This window comes from Streptomyces sp. 891-h (assembly GCF_022760275.1).
Classification (GTDB): Bacteria; Actinomycetota; Actinomycetes; order Streptomycetales; family Streptomycetaceae; genus Streptomyces; species Streptomyces spirodelae.
Genome location: NZ_CP050693.1, coordinates 2218786 through 2237166, shown reverse-complemented (window position 1 = coordinate 2237166; position 18381 = coordinate 2218786). Strand labels below are relative to the sequence as shown.

The window sequence follows — 18381 nt, the reverse complement described above, 5'->3', positions numbered from 1 at the left end:
GGGGGCGCACACGGGTGCGCGAAGCCGTGTGAGGACAAGGGGTGGGGCCGTCTTGGATCTGAAGACAGTGGCCAGGGACAAGCTCAAGTGGCAGACGATACGGGGGGACAGCCGGGCCCAGGTCATAGGCGGCTCCGCCGTCGGCCTCGTGGTGCTGCTGGTCGTCCTGCTGCTCACACTCACCACCTGTGGCGGTGGCGGAGGCACCGGAGCCAGCGCCAAGGGCAAGGACGAGGACAAGCCGGCGAAGGGCCCCTCCGAGGCGGTCGTCACCGTGACGCCCAAGGACGGCGCGGACGGCGTGCGGACCTCCGGCGCCCTGAAGGTGGCGGCAGACAAGGGCAAGCTGACCAAGGTCACCGTCCAGGACAGCAAGGGCAAGAAGATCAAGGGCGAGCTCGCACAGGGCGGCACGGTCTGGCGGCCTGCCACCCACCTCGCGGCCGGCACCAAGTACACCGTGGACGCCGTGGCCGAGGACTCCGAGGGACGCGCCTCGGCCAAGCACGCCGCGTTCACCACCTTTGTGCCGCAGAACACCTTCGTCGGCTACTTCACGCCGGAGAACGGTGACAAGGTCGGCGCGGGCATGCCCTTCTCGATCAACTTCAACCGGCCGGTCGCCAACCGCGAAGCCGTCGAGAAGGCGATATCCGTCTCCGCCGACCCCCAGGTCGAGGTGGCGGGCCACTGGTTCGGCAACCAGCGGCTCGACTTCCGCCCCGAGAACTACTGGAAGTCCGGCACCAAGGTCACCGTCGACCTCAACCTGAGCGGCGTCGAGGGCTCCGACGGTGTCTTCGGAACGCAGCGCAAGACGGTGAAGTTCACCGTCGGCAGGCAGCAGATCAGCGTCGTCGACGCCAAGAAGAAGACGATGACCGTCACCAGGGACGGCAAGAAGATCAAAACCCTCCCGATCACCTCGGGGCGCCCGGCCAACCCCACCTACAACGGCAAGATGGTCATCAGCGAGAAGCACCCGGTCACCCGGATGAACGGGGACACCGTCGGCTTCGGCGGCGAGTACGACATCAAGGACGTGCCGCACGCGATGCGCCTGAGCACCTCGGGCACCTTCATCCACGGCAACTACTGGATGGCCAAGTACCAGTTCGGCAAGGTCAACGGCAGCCACGGCTGTGTGGGTCTGTTCGACATGCGCGGCGGCGGGAACAACGGGACCCCCGGAGCCTGGTTCTTCAACAACTCGCTGATCGGCGACGTGGTCGAGGTCAAGAACTCGCAGGACGACACGATCAAGCCGGACAACGGCCTCAACGGCTGGAACATGTCCTGGGAGAAGTGGACGGCGCCGCAGCGGTAGCCCGCCCGCTGCGGCTGCGTGCGGCCCCGGTGCTGTGAGCTTCCCCGGTGCTGTGAGCCCCCGGTGCTGTGAGGAACGGCACCGGGGCCGCCGCGCGTAACGGCCGTTAACCTTCCCTGCATGACCGACAACGAACCCAGCGGCGCCACCGCGCGCCTCGAGGTCGCCGACGGCGTCGGCACCATCCGGCTCGACCGGCCGAAGATGAACGCGCTCGACATCGCCACCCAGGACCTGCTGCGCGAGCTCGCCGAGGAGGCGTCACGCCGCGACGACGTACGGGCCGTGGTGCTCTACGGCGGCGAGAAGGTCTTCGCGGCCGGCGCGGACATCAAAGAGATGCGCGAGATGGACCACGGCGCGATGGTCCTGCGCTCCCGCGGACTCCAGGAGGCGTTCACCGCCGTCGCCCGCATCCCCAAGCCCGTCGCCGCGGCCGTCACAGGGTACGCGCTCGGCGGCGGCTGCGAGCTGGCGCTCTGCGCTGACGTACGGTTCGCGGGCGAGAGCGCCAAGTTGGGCCAGCCGGAGATCCTGCTCGGGCTGATCCCCGGCGCGGGCGGCACCCAGCGGCTGTCCCGGTTGGTGGGCCCGGCCAAGGCGAAGGACCTGATCTTCACCGGCCGCACGGTCGAGGCGGACGAGGCCGCGCGGATCGGCCTGGTGGACCACGTGGTGCCGGACGCCGAGGTCTACCAGCAGGCGCACGCCTGGGCCGCCCGGCTGGCGCGGGGCCCCGCGTTGGCGCTGCGCGCGGCCAAGGAGTCGGTCGACTTCGGTCTCGAGGCCGACATCGAGACCGGCCTGGCGATCGAACGGAACTGGTTCGCGGGCCTGTTCGCGACCGAGGACCGCGAGATCGGCATGCGCAGCTTCGTCGAGGAGGGCCCCGGCAAGGCGAAGTTCCGCTAGGCGGTGCGCCGCCCCCCTCTCGGAGGGGGTGGTGGGGGGTGGCGTACGCGCGGGAGCAGCGAGCGCCCCACCGTGTGGGGGAATTTCCCGTTGGCGGTACGCCCGCTTTCGCGGCTCATTTGTGGCGCCTTGTGATCACTTGCATACGGGATGTCATTCCAGGTCAGAGCGCGCCTGTGCGCTCCCAGGGCCCCGCGGCCCCTCCCGCGCGGGGCCCTGGACCGCGCGCTTCCGCCTTCTTGGAAACCCCGGAACCGCCCCCGGGGGCTCTCACCTGCCGCCATGATGGGGGCCATGGCGGGTCAGGGAGATGTGGCGAGCGTGACCGAACGGGTTCCGGAAGACCCAGTGGAGACCTGGGACGCCGAGCCGGTGAGTACCGTTCTCGACCGGGTCGGTGATCCCACCGTGGCGGAGGTGCCGCTGCTGAATCTCCCCGAATCGGCCCGCCTCGCGCGCCGCTTGGCCCAGGCCGCCCTCCAGCAGCGCTGGGCGCTGCCGACGCAGCGCACCGAGTACACGGTGCTGCTCGTCTCCGAGCTGGTCGGCAACGCCGTGCGGCACACCGGAGCGCACACCATCGGCATCCGGATGCTGCGGCGCTCGGGCTGGATCCGTGTGGAGGTCCGCGACCCCTCGCGCGGACTGCCCTGCCTGCTGCCGGTCGGTGAACTGGACACCAGCGGCCGGGGCCTCTTCCTGGTGGACACCCTCGCCGAGCGCTGGGGCGTGGACCTGCTGCCACGGGGCAAGACGACGTGGTTCGAGATCCGGGCAGCGGACTGAGGGGTCGCGGGGGCCGTCCGGGGATCACCGGGGGAACACCGTCCTGGTGTCACTTCCGCCAGAACAGGTGGTGTGTCACTCCGCTCGGGCTGGGCACGACCTCCAGGTGGAACCGGTCGAGCAGTTCGTCCGGTGTCTCCCAGAGCCTGAGTCCCGAGCCGAGCTGCACCGGTGAGACGGCCACGTGCATGGTGTCCACGAGGTCGGCGTCGAGGAACTGCCGGATGGTGGTCACCCCGCCGCCCAGCCGGACGTCCTGGCCCTGCGCCGCCTCCCGGGCCTGTTCCAGTACCGAGGCCGGGTCACCGGCGACGAAGTGGAACGTGGTGTCGGAGAGCGTGAACGAGGGGCGCTCGTGGTGGGTCATCACGAACACCGGGGTGTGGAACGGGGGCTCGTCACCCCACCAGCCGCGCCACTCGTGGTCCTGCCAGGGTCCCCGCTGCGGCCCGAACTTGTTGCGGCCCATGATCTCGGCGCCGATGCCGTGTGCGAAGTCCCGGGTGAAGTAGTCGTCGAGGCCCCGGCTCCCCCCGGGATCGGTGCGCATGGGCCAGCTCGCGGTGGCACCGGCCCAGGCGAACATCCTTCCCGGGTCAACATGCCCGAACGGCTTTTCGAGACTCTGGTCCTCACCTGCGGCTACGCCGTCACTTGAGACGTTGAAATTCTGGACTCTCAGCAGCTGGGCCACCTGTTCCTCCTCGTGTCGTCGGTGACAGTGGTGAGACCCGCCGGCTCGGCAGAACTCATCGCCGCGGCCATGGCCGATTCCTCGGCGGCCCGAAGACCAGGTGTGGCGCCCGGTGCATGTGGAACCCGGGCGCTGAAGCGTGCCGGTGCGGTCGCCGTCCGGACCGCGAGAGCGGAATATGGAAACGGTCGAAAGCGCCAATAGCGGACAGACGTCCGGCAGCCGACCGCGACAGCACCAGACCGCAGAACACGGAGGAACCATGCCTGCAGGGTCGAACCGCAAGCGCGAGCGTCAGTACGAGCACATCAAGGAAGGCGCCAAGCGGCAGGGCGCCTCCACCGGGCGGGCCAAGGAGATCGCAGCCCGCACGGTGAACAAGGAGCGCGCCCAGAAGGGCGAGGCCAAGCGGGCCAGCCGCACGTCCGTGCAGGACAAGCCGGCCCCCAAGCGCGGAGGCCAGCGCTCCGGCAACCGCACAGGCCCTGCGGGGCCCACCCGGGACCAGCTCTACAACGAGGCCAAGCAGCGCGGCGTCAAGGGCCGCTCCCACATGAACAAGGACGAACTGCAACGGGCCCTTGGCCGCCGCTGACCGCCCGCGCATACGGCGTGCCCGGCACGCCGACCGGGCGCAAGGCCCCCTGCCGGGGCCTTGCGGGGCCCGGCAGGGGGCCTTGCGGGACCCGCGTGCGCTGTGCCGGGCTCGCAGGTCGGGCCGGACTCGTACGGCGCGGGCGTACGGGTGCGTTGTGACCCGCACGTCGGCCGTGTCGTACGCCGAACCGGACTCGACCACGAGCCCGAGCCCGTACGCCGGACCTGGCCGGACCCGTGCGGTGCCGGACCGCGTCCGCGCCGCGTCGGACCCGTCCGTGCCACGCCGTACGGGCACCGCGTCACGCCGGTTCCGTCCCGCGCGGGGTCGGCTCCCGTCCCGAGCCGGGCCGACCGGTGCCGAGCCGGGGCACCCGCCAAGCCGGGCCGCCTCAGTCGACCGGCCGCCCCGGCCGACCGGCCCCGCAGAGGCGCGCCGGGCTCTGCCCGGCCCCCGCAACCCCCAATCGCAGCACCTGTCCACGTCACGGGAGGCAACCGCATGCAGCGCACAGCCCGCGAGGTCGTACGGGCGCACGAGCACGCGTACGCTCCCGACGCCGAGCGCCCGCTGGGCGGGTATCTGACCGTGTTCTCCTCGTTCGCCACCGGCGTCGTGGGAGCCACGCTCGCCGCCCGCAGGGCAGGGCGCCGCGCGCCCGAGGACCTGCGCCCCCGCGAGCTGGTGCTGCTGACGCTGGCCACTCACAAGCTGGCCAGGATGGTGGCGAAGGACGCGGTGGCCAGTCCGCTGCGTGCGCCCTTCGCCCGCTACCGGGGCACCAGCGCGCCCGCCGAGGTGGCGGAGGAACCGCGCGGGAAGGGGCTCCGGCACGCCGTGGGCGAACTGGTGACCTGCCCGTTCTGTCTGTCCCCCTGGGTGGCCTCCGCGCTGCTCATCCTGCGCGCGGCCGCTCCGGCCGCCGCACGTACCTGTCTGACCGGACTGTCGGCCGTCGCGGGCGCGGACTTCCTGCAGTACGCGTACGCCGCCGCGCAGCAGCGGCACTCGCCCGACGACTGACCGTCATCCGAACTCTTCTGCCGACTACCGCCGACTACCGAGCTTCCGAGGATTGGAGCGCACCGTGGCAGCACACACCAACGGATCGAAGCCGTCCTACACCGTCCCGGGCATGTCCACGGCCGACGGTGGCAGCGTCATCCAGCTTCTGCGGATGCGGCTGCACGCCCTCAACGACCTGGCGCTGACCCTGAAGCATGTGCACTGGAACGTGATCGGACCGCACTTCATCGCCGTCCACGAGATGCTCGACCCGCAGGTCGAGGCCGTCCGCGAGATGATCGACAACACGGCGGAGCGCATCTCCACGCTGGGCGGCTCCCCCTGGGGCACCCCGGGCGTGCTGGTCGCCGAGCGGACCTGGGGCGACTACACACTCGGACGGGCCGAGGCCATCGAACACCTCGGCGCCCTCGATGTCGTCTACACCGGCGTGATCGAGGACCACCGCAAGGCGGTGGAGGCCACCGACACCTCGGACCTGGTCACCCAGGACCTGCTCATCGAGCACCTGCGGAAGCTGGAGCTCTTCCAGTGGTTCGTCCGCGCCCACATCGAGAGCTCCGGCGGCAAGCTGTCGACGGGGCCGCACGACTCCGAGTCGGACGCCGCCGAGAAGGCCGCCAGCCAGGCCCGCGGCAAGCCCTGATCCCGGCCCGCCCCTCAGGGCTCCCGCCCCCAGGGTCCCGGCCCCTCAGAGCCCCGCTCTTGCGGACCCCCGCCCCGGCGCGGGGGTCCGCAGCTGTCGCGGCCCGGCCGTCCGCCTCTGTCGCGGAGAGGGGCCGTGGGCCACTCACGCTTACGGGTCACTGCCGTGCTCCTCGACGGGCGGCGGGGGACCGGGGCCCGCATCATGGGGGAGGTGGCCCCGCCAGGCGCGCCGCCGTGGCTGTCGCCGAGCGGGGACTCAGCACCGGGGCCACGCGATCGGGAGACAGCGATGCACCGCTTCCGCGAACCGAACACGGGGCCCACCCGGCACGGGGACCCGCCGGTCGCCGCCCATGTCGCGCTGGCCGTCAACGGCATGGGCAGCTTCTGCTGGGACCTGCTCAGCGGCCAGATGCGGTACGACGACTCGGGGCTCGCGGTTCTGGGGTTCAAGCCGGGGGAGTACGACAACCGGCCGGCGACCATCGCCGAGCGGATGCTGTCCCAGGAGCTGCCCGAGATCCAGGCGCAGGTCGGCCGGGCACTGAAGGAGCGGACGGGCTACAGCCTCTACTTCCGCGTCCGTCTTCCCGACGGCTCGCTGCGCTGGACGCACACCCAGGCCACCGTCATCTGCGACGACACCGGCAGACCGGCGCAGGTCATCGGGATCGTCCGGGACGCCAGCCAGGAGCTGCAGGCCGTCGACCAGACGCGGGAGCTGCGGCAGGCCAAGAGCGACCGGCGCCGGCAGGCCGACATCGTGGGGCATGTCAACGACGCGCTGGCGCCCACCGTGACGGTCGACGACGTCGCCGAGGCCCTCACCACCACCCGGCTGGTCCAGCGGCTCGGCGCGGCCAGCATCATCCTGGGGCTGGTCGACGGCGGGCGGATGGAGCTGGTGGGCTCCAACGGCGTACCCGACGACCTCATCCGCGACTTCCACCTCTCCCGCATCGCCTCCCCGCTGCCGCTCAGCGAGGCCGTCCGCAGCCGGGAGCCGGTCTTCGTCACGGACCGTGAGGAGTTCGCCCAGCGGTACCCGGGGCTGCGCAGATACCTGGAGCTGATCCCCCGGACGACAGCCGCCGTCTTCCTCCCGCTGATCGCACACGACACCGCCATCGGCGCCGTCGGCCTCTCCTACGAGGGCAAGATCCGCTTCACCCACGACGAGCGCACCGTGCTCACCGCGCTCAGCAACACCATCGCCCAGTCGCTCCAGCGCGCCCTCCTCTTCGACCAGGAACACGAGCTCGCCGCCGGACTCCAGACGGCGATGCTCCCCGGACACATTCCGCACGTGCCCGGGCTGGCCATGGCGACCCGCTACCGCCCGGCCAGGGCGCGCGGCGGCATCGGCGGTGACTGGTACGACGCCGTCACGCTGCCCGACGGCCGGGTCGCCGCCGTCGTCGGCGACGTCCAGGGCCACGATGTGACGGCCGCCGCCGTGATGGGACAGCTCCGGATCGCGCTGCGCGCCTACGCCGCCGAGGGGCATCCGCCGCTGACCGTCATGGCCCGCGCCTCGGCCTTCCTCGCCGAGCTGGACACCGACCGGTTCGCCACCTGCCTCCTGGTCCTGTTCGACCCCCGTACCGGGGTGGCCGCGAGCGTCCGGGCCGGGCATCCGGAACCCGTGCTGCGCCGGCCGGACGGCAGCTGCGTCTGGGTCGACAGCCCCGGCGGGCTCCCACTGGGGCTGGCCGCACCGTCGGCCCAGCCCCCGTACACGATGTCCGAGACCGTGGTGGAACCCGGCTCCACACTGCTGCTGTTCACCGACGGCCTCATCGAGTCCCGCACCCAGGACATCGACGAGGGCCGGGCCCGACTGCTGGACGCGGTACGGTCCGGGCCCGTACGCCCCGACGCGCTCGCCGACCATCTGCTGCGCACCATGAACGGCTTCACCGGCGAGGAGGACGACGTCGCGCTGCTGCTGTTGCGCCGGGCCTCCGGCAGGCGGGCCGCGGCGCCGCAGATGGCCGTCACCATCTCGCCCAGCGACCCGCGCTCCCTGCACGCGGCACGGCAGGCCCTGCGCACAGCGCTGGAGCGCTGGTCGATGGGCTCCCTCGCCGACACCGCCGAACTGCTCGCCAGCGAGATGGCGACGAACGCGCTGCTGCACACCGAGGGCGACGCCACCTTGACCGCACGCCCGGTGCGCAACGGCGGCCGTGCCCTGCGGATCGCCGTCACCGACACCTCACCCGCCTCCCCGCAGCGCCGGGCCGCGACCGAGCAGTCCACCTCGGGGCGCGGCCTGATGCTCATCGAAGAGCTCGCCACCGACTGGGGTGTCGAACCGCGCGGCAACGGCAAACGAGTGTGGTGCGAGATCCCGCTGCATCCGCACTAGGCCGCGGACCGCCGGACCGCTACCCCGGCCACGGTGATTGACAGCTGGTCCGCGGGGCACCCGGGCGGGACGCCGCAGACGACCGGAGGAAGCCGCCGCAGTGCACACCGCAGAACCGCCCGCGCACCAGGAGCCCCTCAAAGTCAGCATCGTCGTCCCCACGTACAACACCGGAAAGACGGTCCTCACCGGGCTGCGCTCCTTCCTGGCGCAGACCATGCCCCGCTCCGAGTTCGAAGTCATCTACGTGGACGACGAGTCGAGCGACGACACCGTGGCGCTGCTGGAGGACGAGATATCCCGGCAGGGCGCCGAGGCGACGGCGCGCGTGATCCGTGCCGAGCACTCCGGATGGCCCGGGCGCCCCCGCAACACCGGGACGGATCTGGCACGCGGCGAGTTCGTGCACTACGTGGACGACGACGACTACCTGGCCCCCGAGGCGCTGGAGCGGTTGTACGCGCGCGCCCGGGAGACCGGGGCCGACATCGTCATCGGGCGGATGGCCGGGCACGGACGGCGGGCGCCGCGCGCCCTGTTCGAGAAACCGATGACCTCCTGCGACCTGCGCACCGACCCCGCGCTGCTGGCCTCCATGACGGTGCACAAGCTCTTCCGCCGCGCCTTTCTGCGCGAGCACCGGCTGCGCTTCCCCGAGGGGAGGGTGCGGCTGGAGGACCACATGTTCACGCTGCGCGCCTTCCTCCTCACCGACCGGGTGGCCACGGTGCACGACTACACCTGCTACCACTGGGTGCGGCACACCGACGGCCGGCACAACGTCAGCTACCGGACCATCGAACCGGGTCCCTACGTGGAGAGCATCCGGCGGGTCCTGGCCGTCCTCGACGCGCCGGACACCTGTGTGCCGCCGGGCCGGCACCGCAACCGGCTGGTCGCCAAGTGGTACGGCAAGAAGGCGCTCGACCGCATCGCCGGGAAGCGGCTGCTGGACCAGCCGGCCGAGCGCCGGGCCGAGTGGATCGAAGCCGTCGGCGCGCTGGCCGCCGAACTGCCGCCGGAGGCGGACACATCCCTGCCCACCCGGCTGCGGATCGTGGCCGCCCTCGCCCGGCACGGCGACCACGCGCTGCTGGAGGAGCAGGCGCGCTTCGAGGCGGGCATCGCACACCGGCCCCGGGTGGAGTCGGCGTGGTGGCGGGAGGACGGCCGGCTCACGGTCCGCTGCTCGGCACTGCTGGTACGGGGAAAGGGCAGGAAGGCCGCACCGCTCGCCTTCCTGCGGGACGGCGAGCGCCGGGTACTGAGGCTGCCGCCGCGGGTCGCCGCAGTCCAGGAGGCCGCCGCCCGGGCCGACTTCGCCAAGGCCGTACGGCGCAGCAACGTACGCGGTCAGCTGCGCCACCGTGAGGGCGGCACCGTACTGAACCTGCCCACCACCTGGCGGGTGGTCGAGGTCCCGGTGGAGGAGGAGCACGAGAGGCGCGGAGCGTCCCGACGACTGTGGGCGAGAGCCCTACGGGAGCGGCCGGCTGCCCTCTTCGCAAAGCTGGCCGCCCGGCTGCCGGGACCCGGCCGCCGCCCCGATCGCACTCCGCAGGACCTGTGCACGCTGCGGTTCGAGGCGGAGTTCACCGTGGACCCGGCCACGGCCGACCACGGCCACGGCCTGGAGGCCGGCACCTGGGACGTGCGCTTCCAGGTGGGCTGCGGCGGCTGGCGCAGCTCCCGGCCACTGCCCGGCCACACCATCGACGTACCGGAACCCACCGGCGAGCAGTCCGGGCACTCCGAGCCCACCGGCGAGCACGCCGGGCACGCCGCCGGACAGGTGCCGTCTCCCCGGCGGCGCCAGGAGGCCGGCACGGCGGCCCGCACCTGAGGCCCGGAGCCGAGGCAAGGAGCTGAGGGCGGGAGCCGAGCCGGCCGCCCGGTGGGCTCTGTATCGTGCGGCCCGTGATGGACGAGCGCACAGAGACCTCTCAGCCGGAGACCTTCGCGGCCGCCAAGGCGGCGCCGGAGCCGCCGCAGCGGTTCTCGGCGGTGGATGTCGTGCTGACGGGCGCGGTGCTGGTCTTCCTGGTGGCCTACGCCTGGCCGATACTCCAGCCGGACCTGAGCCACGGCTGGCGGGCCGCGTGCGCCTGGGCCGGCTGGATCACGTGGGGGGTCTTCGCCCTCGACTACGTGGTCAGGCTGGTGCGCGCCACCGACCGCTGGGCCTACTTCAAGAGCCATCTGTTCGCGCTCGCCACCGTGGTGCTGCCGGTGTTCCGGCCGCTGCGGATGCTGCGTCTGCTGACGGTGATGAGCGTCCTCAACCGCCGTGCCGCCGTCACCCTGCGGGGCCAGGTGACCACCTACGCGGCCGGAGCCACCGGGCTGCTGATGCTCTGCGGCGCGCTGGCCGTGCTGGACGCCGAGCGCGGGGCCGAGGGTGCCACCATCGAGAGCTTCCCCGACGCCGTCTGGTGGACCTTCGCCACCGTGACGACGGTCGGCTACGGGGACTACTACCCGGTGACGCCCACCGGACGGCTGGTCGCCGTACTGCTGATGATCGCGGGCATCGCGGTGCTGGGCGTGGTGTCCGCCTCTCTCGCCTCCTGGTTCATCGAACGCGTCTCGGCGGCCGGCGCCGAACAGGAGACGGCCACCCGCCAGGAGATCCGCGAGCTCACCGAGATCGTCCGCGCCCAGCAGCGCCAGCTGGAGGAGCAGCGCGCCCTGCTCACGGCCGCGGGAGTCCCCGACAACGAAGGCCTGGACCTGGGCGCCCCGTCAGCCCGCCGAGGAGGATGACGGGGAGCAGCCCGGGAACAGGAGCCACACCGGCCCTGAGGGGTCAGGTCAGCACTCGATGACGTTCACCGCGAGCCCGCCGCGCCCTTTCGCGGAGGGCACCGTGCGCTCCGCGTGGATGCCCGGCGGCTTCTTCCTCAACCACCACGTCGATCCGACCCGGTTCGGTGCTCCGCGACCTCGGCGTCTCCAGGGGCCGGGCCGCCGCGTTCCGCGGGAGGCCGCGGCGTCGCCAGTGCCAGTAGCGCCGCGGGCAGGACGACGGCGATCGTCAGGGCGAGCAGGAGCGGGGTCCGCTGGGACGGGGCGAGGTGGTGGAGCAGGCGTATGTGGATCACCAGGTGGGGGACGGCGAACGTGAGGTACACGGCCAGGGCCATGCGGACCATGTCCCGCCGGAGTACGACGGCGGCGGTGGCGAGCGCGACCGACGTGGCCAGGCTCATCGCGCCGTAGTCCGCCATGAGGTGGGAGTTGTACGCCATCCCCATGCCCACCCAGGGGATCGCGAAGAACGAGCGGGGCGCGAGCAGCGCCCAGCCGCCGACACCCGCCTGCACGAGGGCGAGGAAGGCGAGACCCACACGGAGCCACCGGCGGGAGTTCACGAGTGCTCCCTCAGACGGCCGTTCAGGTACGCGTCGAAGGTGATGCGACCCTCCGCGCGTTCCGGGGCGAGGTGGGCGCCCGCGCGGTAGGCGCGGAAGGCGCCGCCCGGGACGCGTACGGGCAGCACCGGGCGGTGCCGGCCGCCATGGGCCCGCAGCCAGACGCGGGCGAGATCGCGGGCCGTGCGGACCTCGGGGCCGCCCATGTCCTCGGCCCGCCCGTTCCGGGGCGGTGCTGCGACGAGGGCGGTGAGGCGGTCGGCGACGTCGCGGGTGTCGACGGGCTGGAGGCTGACCCCGGCGGGCGCCAGGAGGACGGGAAGCCGCCGCTGGGCGGCGTACACCCAGGCGACGAGGTCGTGGAACTGAGTCGTGCGCTGCACGGTCCACGGCAGTCCCGAACGTTCGAGCATCCGCTCGCACTCCTGCTTCGCGCGGTAGTACGGAAGGCCGATGCGGTCGATGCCGACGATGGAGACATGGAGCAGATGCGGTGCTGTGCGGCACCGTCGGGCCGCCTCGACGAGGTGGCGCATCGCGTCCGTGTCGCGGCGCCCGTTGGTCGTGGCGCAGTGGACGACCGTGTCCGTCCCGTCGAGCGCCGCGTCCAGCCCCTCTCCGGTCAGCAGGTCGCCGCGGAGAGCACCGGGGTCGGAGTGTGCTGTGCGGCTCAGCACACGAACGGTATGTCCAAAGGCGCGGAGCCGGGGAACGAGTGCGCGGCCCAGCCTGCCGGTGCCGCCGGTCACGAGGATCTGGTGCGTCATGGGTGTCCTCCGGGGAGAGTTGTCGGATCACCCGTTACGAACCGGACGGCACCGGCGGACGTGACACGGTCCTGTGGAGAGTTTCAGGCCGTGACGGGAGGCAGGCGCTTCTGGGCGAAACGCAGCTTCTCGGGGCTGGCGATGACGCGTACCGCGCGCACCAGGCCGTCGGGGGCCGTTTCCGGGACGACGACGGCGACCAATGCGGAGCCCGCGAGCGCGAGTCCGGCCGGGGTTCCGTTGATCTCCGAGATCGTGATCCGGAGGTCCAGGTCCGTCGTCCGCCGGGCCCCCACCAGGTAGTGCGCCACCCGGGAGCGGCCTGTGACGGGGCGCCGGGCGGCGCGTATCCGGCCTCCGCCGTCCACCCACACGGTCACGTCCTCGGCGAGCGTCTCCTCCAGGGCGGCGAGGTCGCCTCGTTCGGCGGCGGCGAGGAAGCGGGCGACGAGCGCGCGACCGCGCGTACGGTCCGTCTCGCCGGAGGGGCGGGCCGCCCCCACCTGGCGCGTCGCCGCCACCTGCCCGAGCCGTTGCCGGGCCCGGCGATGCAGTTGGCGGCTGTGCGCCTCCGAGACGGCGAGGACCTCGGCCACCTCGCGGTGGGTGTAGCCGAAGGCTTCGCGCAAGACGAAGACGGCGCGCTCCGCAGGGTTGAGACGTTCGAGCAGTACGAGAAGGGCGAGTGCGACCGAGTCCCGCCGTTCGGCGGTGTCGAGCGGGTCCAGCGGTCCCTGGTCGGGACCGGCGCCGGTGCCCGTCGGTACCGGCTCGGGCAGCCAGGGGCCCGCGTAGCGTTCGCGCCGGGCGCGGGCCGAGGTCAGGCGGTTCAGGCAGAGGTTCGTGGCGACCTTGGCCAGCCATGCGCGGGGCGCGGCGACGGGTTCGGCATCGCCGCGCCGGTGCCCGCCTCCGCGGTCGTGCCAGCGAAGGTACGTGTCCTGGACGATGTCCTCTGCTTCCTCGGCCGAACCCAGCATCCGGTAGGCCAGGCCGAACAGCGCCGTGCGGTGCCGCTCGAACTCCTCGCTCCCACCAGCTTCTTCAGCGTGCACCTCTCCACCCAACCAGCAGCCCTCATGCGTGACAGCACTGAAACGTGACAGCACTGTAGAGACGCGAATCGCTCGGTCAGAGCAGGCGTGCTCAGCACTCGATGACGTTCACCGCGAGCCCGCCGCGGGCCGTCTCCTTGTACTTGACCTTCATGTCGGCGCCCGTGTCGCGCATGGTCTTGATGGCCTTGTCGAGGGAGACGTGGTGGCGGCCGTCGCCGCGCAGCGACATGCGGGCCGCCGTGACGGCCTTGACGGCGGCCATGCCGTTGCGCTCGATGCAGGGGATCTGGACGAGGCCGCCCACCGGGTCGCAGGTGAGGCCGAGGTTGTGCTCGATACCGATCTCCGCGGCGTTCTCGACCTGTTCCGGGCTGCCGCCGAGGATCTCGGCGAGGCCGCCTGCGGCCATGGAGCAGGCGGAGCCCACCTCGCCCTGGCAGCCGACCTCGGCGCCGGAGATGGAGGCGTTCTGCTTGAAGAGCATGCCGATGGCGCCCGCGGCGAGCAGGAAGCGGACGATGGCGTCGTCGTCGGTGCCGGGCACGAAGTGGTGGGCGTAGTGCAGGACGGCGGGGATGATGCCGGCCGCACCGTTGGTCGGCGCGGTCACCACGCGGCCGCCCGCCGCGTTCTCCTCGTTGACGGCCATGGCGTAGAGCGTGGTCCACTCCATGGCGTGCGCCTCCATCTGGCCCTCGGCGCGTAGCTGGCGTGCCGAAGTGGCGGCGCGGCGGCGGACCTTCAGACCGCCGGGCAGGATGCCCTCCTGGGCCAGGCCGCGTGCCACGCAGTCCCGCATCACCTGCCAGATCTCCAGCAGGCCCGCGCGGATCTCGTCCTCGGTGCGCCACGCCTTCTCGTTCTCCAGCATGAGGCGGGAGACCGAAAGACCGGTCTCCTGGGTGAGACGCAGCAGTTCGTCACCGGTGCGGAAGGGGTGGCGCAGTACGGTGTCGTCCAGCTTGATCCGGTTCTCGCCCACCGCGTCCTCGTCCACGACGAAGCCGCCGCCGACCGAGTAGTAGGTCTTCTCCAGCAGCGGGGTGCCGGTCTCGTCGTAGGCGAAGAGGGTCATGCCGTTGGCGTGGTACGGCAGGGAGCGGCGCCGGTGCAGGACGAGCTGGGTGCGTTCGTCGAACGGGATCTCGTGGGTGTCGCCTATCTCGGCGGCGAGGAGGCGCAGCCGGCCCTCCTGGCGGATGCGCGCCACGCGGTCGTCCGCCGTCTCCACATCGACGGTGCGCGGGGACTCGCCCTCCAGCCCCAGCAGCACGGCCTTCGGCGTGCCGTGGCCGTGTCCGGTCGCACCGAGGGAGCCGAACAGCTCGGCGCGCACGGAGGCGGTGTGCGCCAGCGCGCCCTCGTTCTTCAGCCGGCGCGCGAACATCCGGGCGGCGCGCATCGGGCCCACGGTGTGGGAGCTGGAGGGGCCGATGCCGATCGAGAACAGGTCGAAGACCGAGATTGCCATGGTGCGGCTCCATGCCCTCGCGGGCGTGAGTGCGATTTCTTGGTGCGGCGTGGTGCGCGGGTCCTGCTGCCGCGCGGTGCCGCCGGTGCCGGAGGGGCCGGGCGGCCCCTCCGGCGGGCGGCGCCTACTTACCCAGGGTGGGGTACAGCGGGTGCTTCTCGGCGAGCGCGGAGACGCGCGCGGCGAGCGTCTTGCCCTTGGCGTCGTCGAAGCCCGGCAGCAGGGCCTCGGCGATGATGTCGGCGACCTCGGTGAAGTCCTCGTCCTGGAAGCCCCGGGTGGCCAGCGCGGGCGTGCCGATGCGCAGGCCCGAGGTCACCATCGGGGGCCGCGGGTCGTTGGGTACGGCGTTGCGGTTGACGGTGATGCCGATGTCGTGGAGCCGGTCCTCGGCCTGCTGACCGTCCAGCTCGCTGTTGCGCAGGTCGACCAGGACCAGGTGGACATCCGTGCCGCCGGAAAGTACGGAGACCCCGGCGTCGACCGCGTCCTGCCGCAGCAGGCGCTCGGCGAGGATGCGTGCGCCGGAGAGCGTGCGCTGCTGCCGGTCCTTGAAGTCGTCGCTGGCGGCGACCTTGAAGGCGACGGCCTTGGCGGCGATCACATGCTCCAGCGGGCCGCCCTGCTGGCCGGGGAAGACCGCCGAGTTGATCTTCTTGGCGTGCTCCTTCTTGGACAGGATCACACCACCGCGCGGGCCGCCGAGGGTCTTGTGCGTGGTGGTCGTCACGACGTCGGCGTGCGGCACCGGGCTGGGGTGCAGCCCGGCGGCGACGAGACCGGCGAAGTGCGCCATGTCCACCATCAGGTAGGCGCCCACCTCGTCGGCGATCCGGCGGAAGGCCGCGAAGTCGAGCTGGCGCGGGTAGGCGGACCAGCCCGCGATGATCAGCTGCGGGCGGTGCTCCTTGGCCAGCCGCTCGACCTCGTCCATGTCGACCCGGCTGGTCTCGTCGTCGACCTTGTAGGCGACGACGTTGTACAGCTTGCCGGAGAAGTTGATCTTCATGCCGTGGGTGAGGTGCCCACCGTGCGCCAGGTCCAGGCCCAGGATGGTGTCGCCCGGCTTGAGCAGCGCGAACATCGCGGCCGCGTTCGCCTGGGCGCCCGAGTGCGGCTGCACATTGGCGGCCTCGGCGCCGAACAGCGCCTTGATCCGGTCCCTGGCCAGGTCCTCGATCACGTCGACGTACTCGCAGCCGCCGTAGTAGCGGCGGCCGGGGTAGCCCTCGGCGTACTTGTTGGTGAGGACCGACCCCTGGGCCTCCATGGAGGCGACCGGAGCGAAGTTCTCCGAGGCGATCATCTCGAGGGTGGACTGCTGGCGGTGGAGTTCGGCGTCGACGGCGGCGGCGACGTCGGGGTCGACCTCGTGGAGAGAACCGTTGAGAAGCGACATGGAAGAACCGTCCCTGTCAAGTGGCGGCGGAGTGGGCAAGCGGCCTCGGGCGGTCCGAGGCGGACCCCGGACGAGCGGGCGGGCCGGCTCGTCCGGGGGCGTGCCTCGGTCACCCGAGGCGGGCGCCTCAGCTGCCTGAGGCGAAAGCGGCGTACTCGTCGGCCGAGAGCAGGTCGTCCGGCACCTCGGAGACCCTCACCTTGAACAGCCAGCCGCCCTCGAGCGGGGCGGAGTTCACCAGCGCCGGGTCGTCCACCACGTCCTGGTTGACCTCGGTGATCTCACCGGAGGCCGGGGAGTAGAGGTCGCTGACGGACTTGGTGGACTCCAGCTCGCCACAGGTCTCGCCCGCTGTGACGGTGTCGCCGACCTCGGGGAGCTGGACGAAAACCACGTCACCGAGCGCATTGGCGGCGTGCTCGGTGATACCGACCGTCGCGACGCCGTCCTCGGCGTCCGACAGCCACTCGTGCTCCTTGCTGTAGCGGAGCTGCTGGGGGTTGCTCATGACTCTGATTCTCCCGGATGCGAAAGGTGCAGTGAAAACGGTCTTGGCAGGTGGAACGGGGGGCTCGAACGCGGCCCCGGGCGGCGGTGGGAGGGCCAGGCGCCTCTCGTGGAGGATCTTGGGCCCCCTTGCGGCGGGTCTCAGCCCCTCTTGTAGAAGGGCAACGCCACCACCTCGTACGGCTCTTGGCTGCCCCGGATGTCGACCGTGACCCCCTTCGTCCCGGGCTCCGCGTGCGCCGCGTCGACATACGCCATGGCGATCGGCCTGCCCAGCGTGGGGGAGGGCGCGCCGGAGGTGACCTCGCCCACAGTGGCGCCGTCGGCCACCACGGGGTAGCCGGCGCGCGGCACCCGGCGCCCCTCGGCGATCAGCCCGACCAGCTTGCGCGGCGGCGCGGTCGCGGCGCGTTCGGCGGCCGCCTCCAGCGCGTCGCGCCCCACGAAGCGGCCCTCGTTCGTCGTCTTCTCGAACTTGACGATCCTGCCCAGTCCGGCGTCGAAGGGCGTCAGCGAGGTGGACAGCTCGTGCCCGTACAGCGGCATGCCCGCCTCCAGGCGGAGCGTGTCGCGGCAGCTGAGCCCGCACGGCACCAGGCTCGCGTCCTTGCCGGCCTCCGTCAGCGCCTCCCAGACGGCGACGGCGTCGTCGGGGGAGACGAACAGTTCGAACCCGTCCTCGCCGGTGTAACCCGTCCGGGCGATGAGCGCGGGCTTGCCGGCGACGATGTCGCGCTCGCCCGCGTAGTAGCGCAGCCCGTCGACGTCGTAGCCGGTCAGCTTCTTGAGGATGCCGGCGGCTGCCGGGCCCTGGACGGCGAGCAGCGCGCACTTGTCGCGGTCGTCCCGCACCTCGGCGCCGTAGCCGTCCTGCCGCTCGACCAGCGCGTCCAGGACGGTCTGCGCGTTGGCCGCGTTGGCGACGACCAGATACTCCGGCTCGTCCTGCTGACCCAGCCGGTAGACGATCAGGTCGTCGAGGATGCCGCCGTTCTCGTCGCAGATCATCGTGTAGCGGGCGCGGCCGACGGCGAGCTTGGACAGATTGCCGACCAGCGCGTAGTCCAGCAGCGCGCCGGCCTGCGGCCCGGTGATGGTGATCTCGCCCATATGGGAGAGGTCGAAGAGGCCGGCGGTGGAGCGGACGGCCAGATGCTCCTCGCGCTCGCTGCCGTAGCGAAGCGGCATGTCCCAGCCCGCGAAGTCGGTCATGGTGGCGCCCAGCGCGCGGTGCGTGGCGTCCAGCGCGGTCTTGCGCGGGGCGGCGTTGTTGCTGGTGGCCGGTGGCTCGGTCATGCAGGCTCCCAGAGTCCCAATGAGTCCCCAAAGGGGTATGACGCGGATGTCCTCCCCATCTGTCATCGGAACCTGAGAGGTTCGCCGACAGCTCCCGAACGGCTGGAGCCCGGCTTGCACCTTGGGTGGGACCACCGGCCCGCGCCGGGG

At 71.9% G+C, this 18381-nt stretch carries 17 protein-coding genes; 9 read left to right on the top strand and 8 right to left on the bottom strand.

Features of this window, described 5'->3' with window-relative positions; translation table 11 throughout:
* Nucleotides 1-52: 52 nt before the first annotated feature.
* From HC362_RS09390 to HC362_RS09380, 3 genes are all read left to right on the top strand, one after another.
* Nucleotides 53-1327: an Ig-like domain-containing protein gene (locus HC362_RS09390; RefSeq protein WP_243083430.1), complete on the top strand. Its 1275-nt coding sequence runs from the start codon at nt 53-55 to the stop codon at nt 1325-1327.
* Nucleotides 1328-1447: 120 nt separating this feature from the next.
* Nucleotides 1448-2239, top strand: coding sequence for an enoyl-CoA hydratase-related protein (locus HC362_RS09385; RefSeq protein ID WP_243083429.1), 792 nt, complete (start codon nt 1448-1450; stop codon nt 2237-2239).
* A 285-nt stretch (nt 2240-2524) separates the two neighbouring features.
* Nucleotides 2525-3025 (top strand): ATP-binding protein, encoded by a 501-nt coding sequence (locus HC362_RS09380; protein ID WP_243088456.1) that lies wholly within the window; start codon nt 2525-2527, stop codon nt 3023-3025.
* 49 nt (nt 3026-3074) lie between these two features.
* On the opposite strand, the gene HC362_RS09375 is transcribed toward HC362_RS09380, so the two are convergent.
* A complete protein-coding gene (locus HC362_RS09375; protein WP_243083428.1) occupies nt 3075-3719 on the bottom strand; it encodes a dihydrofolate reductase family protein in 645 nt (214 codons plus the stop codon).
* 262 nt (nt 3720-3981) lie between these two features.
* On the opposite strand from HC362_RS09375, the gene HC362_RS09370 reads away from it, so the two are divergent.
* The 6 genes from HC362_RS09370 to HC362_RS09345 all read left to right on the top strand — a co-directional run bounded on the left by HC362_RS09370 (nt 3982) and on the right by HC362_RS09345 (nt 11125).
* A complete protein-coding gene (locus HC362_RS09370) occupies nt 3982-4314 on the top strand; it encodes a plasmid stabilization protein (RefSeq protein WP_209264648.1) in 333 nt (110 codons plus the stop codon).
* 504 nt (nt 4315-4818) lie between these two features.
* A complete protein-coding gene (locus tag HC362_RS09365) occupies nt 4819-5340 on the top strand; it encodes a DUF1360 domain-containing protein (protein WP_243083427.1) in 522 nt (173 codons plus the stop codon).
* A gap of 112 nt (nt 5341-5452) precedes the next feature.
* Nucleotides 5453-5989 (top strand): DNA starvation/stationary phase protection protein, encoded by a 537-nt coding sequence (locus tag HC362_RS09360; RefSeq protein WP_243088455.1) that lies wholly within the window; start codon nt 5453-5455, stop codon nt 5987-5989.
* 291 nt (nt 5990-6280) lie between these two features.
* Nucleotides 6281-8362 (top strand): SpoIIE family protein phosphatase, encoded by a 2082-nt coding sequence (locus HC362_RS09355; protein ID WP_243083426.1) that lies wholly within the window; start codon nt 6281-6283, stop codon nt 8360-8362.
* 100 nt (nt 8363-8462) lie between these two features.
* The gene (locus HC362_RS09350) at nt 8463-10205 is read left to right on the top strand and encodes a glycosyltransferase family 2 protein (RefSeq protein ID WP_243083425.1); all 1743 of its coding nucleotides are present in this window, start codon (nt 8463-8465) and stop codon (nt 10203-10205) included.
* Nucleotides 10206-10282: 77 nt separating this feature from the next.
* On the top strand, nt 10283-11125 hold the full coding sequence (locus HC362_RS09345; RefSeq protein WP_243083424.1) for a potassium channel family protein: 843 nt from the start codon (nt 10283-10285) through the stop codon (nt 11123-11125).
* A gap of 137 nt (nt 11126-11262) precedes the next feature.
* Here HC362_RS09345 and HC362_RS09340 read toward each other — a convergent pair whose 3' ends face one another.
* The 7 genes from HC362_RS09340 to gcvT all read right to left on the bottom strand — a co-directional run bounded on the left by HC362_RS09340 (nt 11263) and on the right by gcvT (nt 18231).
* Nucleotides 11263-11733 carry a hypothetical protein gene (locus HC362_RS09340; RefSeq protein WP_243083423.1) on the bottom strand — a complete coding sequence of 157 codons (471 nt, stop codon included), beginning with the start codon at nt 11731-11733 and terminating at the stop codon, nt 11263-11265.
* The gene (locus tag HC362_RS09335; RefSeq protein ID WP_243083422.1) at nt 11730-12500 is read right to left on the bottom strand and encodes an NAD(P)H-binding protein; all 771 of its coding nucleotides are present in this window, start codon (nt 12498-12500) and stop codon (nt 11730-11732) included. Before HC362_RS09335 ends, HC362_RS09340 begins: the two co-directional genes overlap by 4 nt.
* An 83-nt stretch (nt 12501-12583) precedes the next feature.
* Entirely contained in the window at nt 12584-13555 is a 972-nt protein-coding gene (locus HC362_RS09330) for a sigma-70 family RNA polymerase sigma factor (protein ID WP_243083421.1), read from the bottom strand.
* Between the two features lie 91 nt (nt 13556-13646).
* Nucleotides 13647-15029, bottom strand: a complete 1383-nt coding sequence (locus HC362_RS09325) for an L-serine ammonia-lyase (protein WP_243083420.1) — start codon at nt 15027-15029, stop codon at nt 13647-13649.
* 124 nt (nt 15030-15153) lie between these two features.
* Nucleotides 15154-16428: a serine hydroxymethyltransferase gene (gene glyA, locus HC362_RS09320; protein ID WP_243083419.1), complete on the bottom strand. Its 1275-nt coding sequence runs from the start codon at nt 16426-16428 to the stop codon at nt 15154-15156.
* Between the two features lie 127 nt (nt 16429-16555).
* Nucleotides 16556-16936: a glycine cleavage system protein GcvH gene (gene gcvH / locus HC362_RS09315; RefSeq protein WP_243083418.1), complete on the bottom strand. Its 381-nt coding sequence runs from the start codon at nt 16934-16936 to the stop codon at nt 16556-16558.
* A gap of 140 nt (nt 16937-17076) precedes the next feature.
* Nucleotides 17077-18231 (bottom strand): glycine cleavage system aminomethyltransferase GcvT, encoded by a 1155-nt coding sequence (gcvT, locus tag HC362_RS09310; protein WP_243083417.1) that lies wholly within the window; start codon nt 18229-18231, stop codon nt 17077-17079.
* Between the last annotated feature and the right edge of the window lie 150 nt (nt 18232-18381).

Bases quoted from the DNA above. Each gene is read 5' to 3' on its own strand.
- HC362_RS09345 (WP_243083424.1), top strand. From the start codon at position 10,283: ATGGACGAGCGCACAGAGACCTCTCAGCCGGAGACCTTCGCGGCCGCC.
- HC362_RS09370 (WP_209264648.1), top strand. From the start codon at position 3,982: ATGCCTGCAGGGTCGAACCGCAAGCGCGAGCGTCAGTACGAGCACATC.
- HC362_RS09360 (WP_243088455.1), top strand. From the start codon at position 5,453: ATGTCCACGGCCGACGGTGGCAGCGTCATCCAGCTTCTGCGGATGCGG.
- HC362_RS09335 (WP_243083422.1), bottom strand. From the start codon at position 12,500: ATGACGCACCAGATCCTCGTGACCGGCGGCACCGGCAGGCTGGGCCGC.
- HC362_RS09365 (WP_243083427.1), top strand. From the start codon at position 4,819: ATGCAGCGCACAGCCCGCGAGGTCGTACGGGCGCACGAGCACGCGTAC.
- gcvT (WP_243083417.1), bottom strand. From the start codon at position 18,231: ATGACCGAGCCACCGGCCACCAGCAACAACGCCGCCCCGCGCAAGACC.
- gcvH (WP_243083418.1), bottom strand. From the start codon at position 16,936: ATGAGCAACCCCCAGCAGCTCCGCTACAGCAAGGAGCACGAGTGGCTG.
- HC362_RS09325 (WP_243083420.1), bottom strand. From the start codon at position 15,029: ATGGCAATCTCGGTCTTCGACCTGTTCTCGATCGGCATCGGCCCCTCC.
- HC362_RS09355 (WP_243083426.1), top strand. From the start codon at position 6,281: ATGCACCGCTTCCGCGAACCGAACACGGGGCCCACCCGGCACGGGGAC.
- HC362_RS09380 (WP_243088456.1), top strand. From the start codon at position 2,525: ATGGGGGCCATGGCGGGTCAGGGAGATGTGGCGAGCGTGACCGAACGG.
- HC362_RS09385 (WP_243083429.1), top strand. From the start codon at position 1,448: ATGACCGACAACGAACCCAGCGGCGCCACCGCGCGCCTCGAGGTCGCC.
- glyA (WP_243083419.1), bottom strand. From the start codon at position 16,428: ATGTCGCTTCTCAACGGTTCTCTCCACGAGGTCGACCCCGACGTCGCC.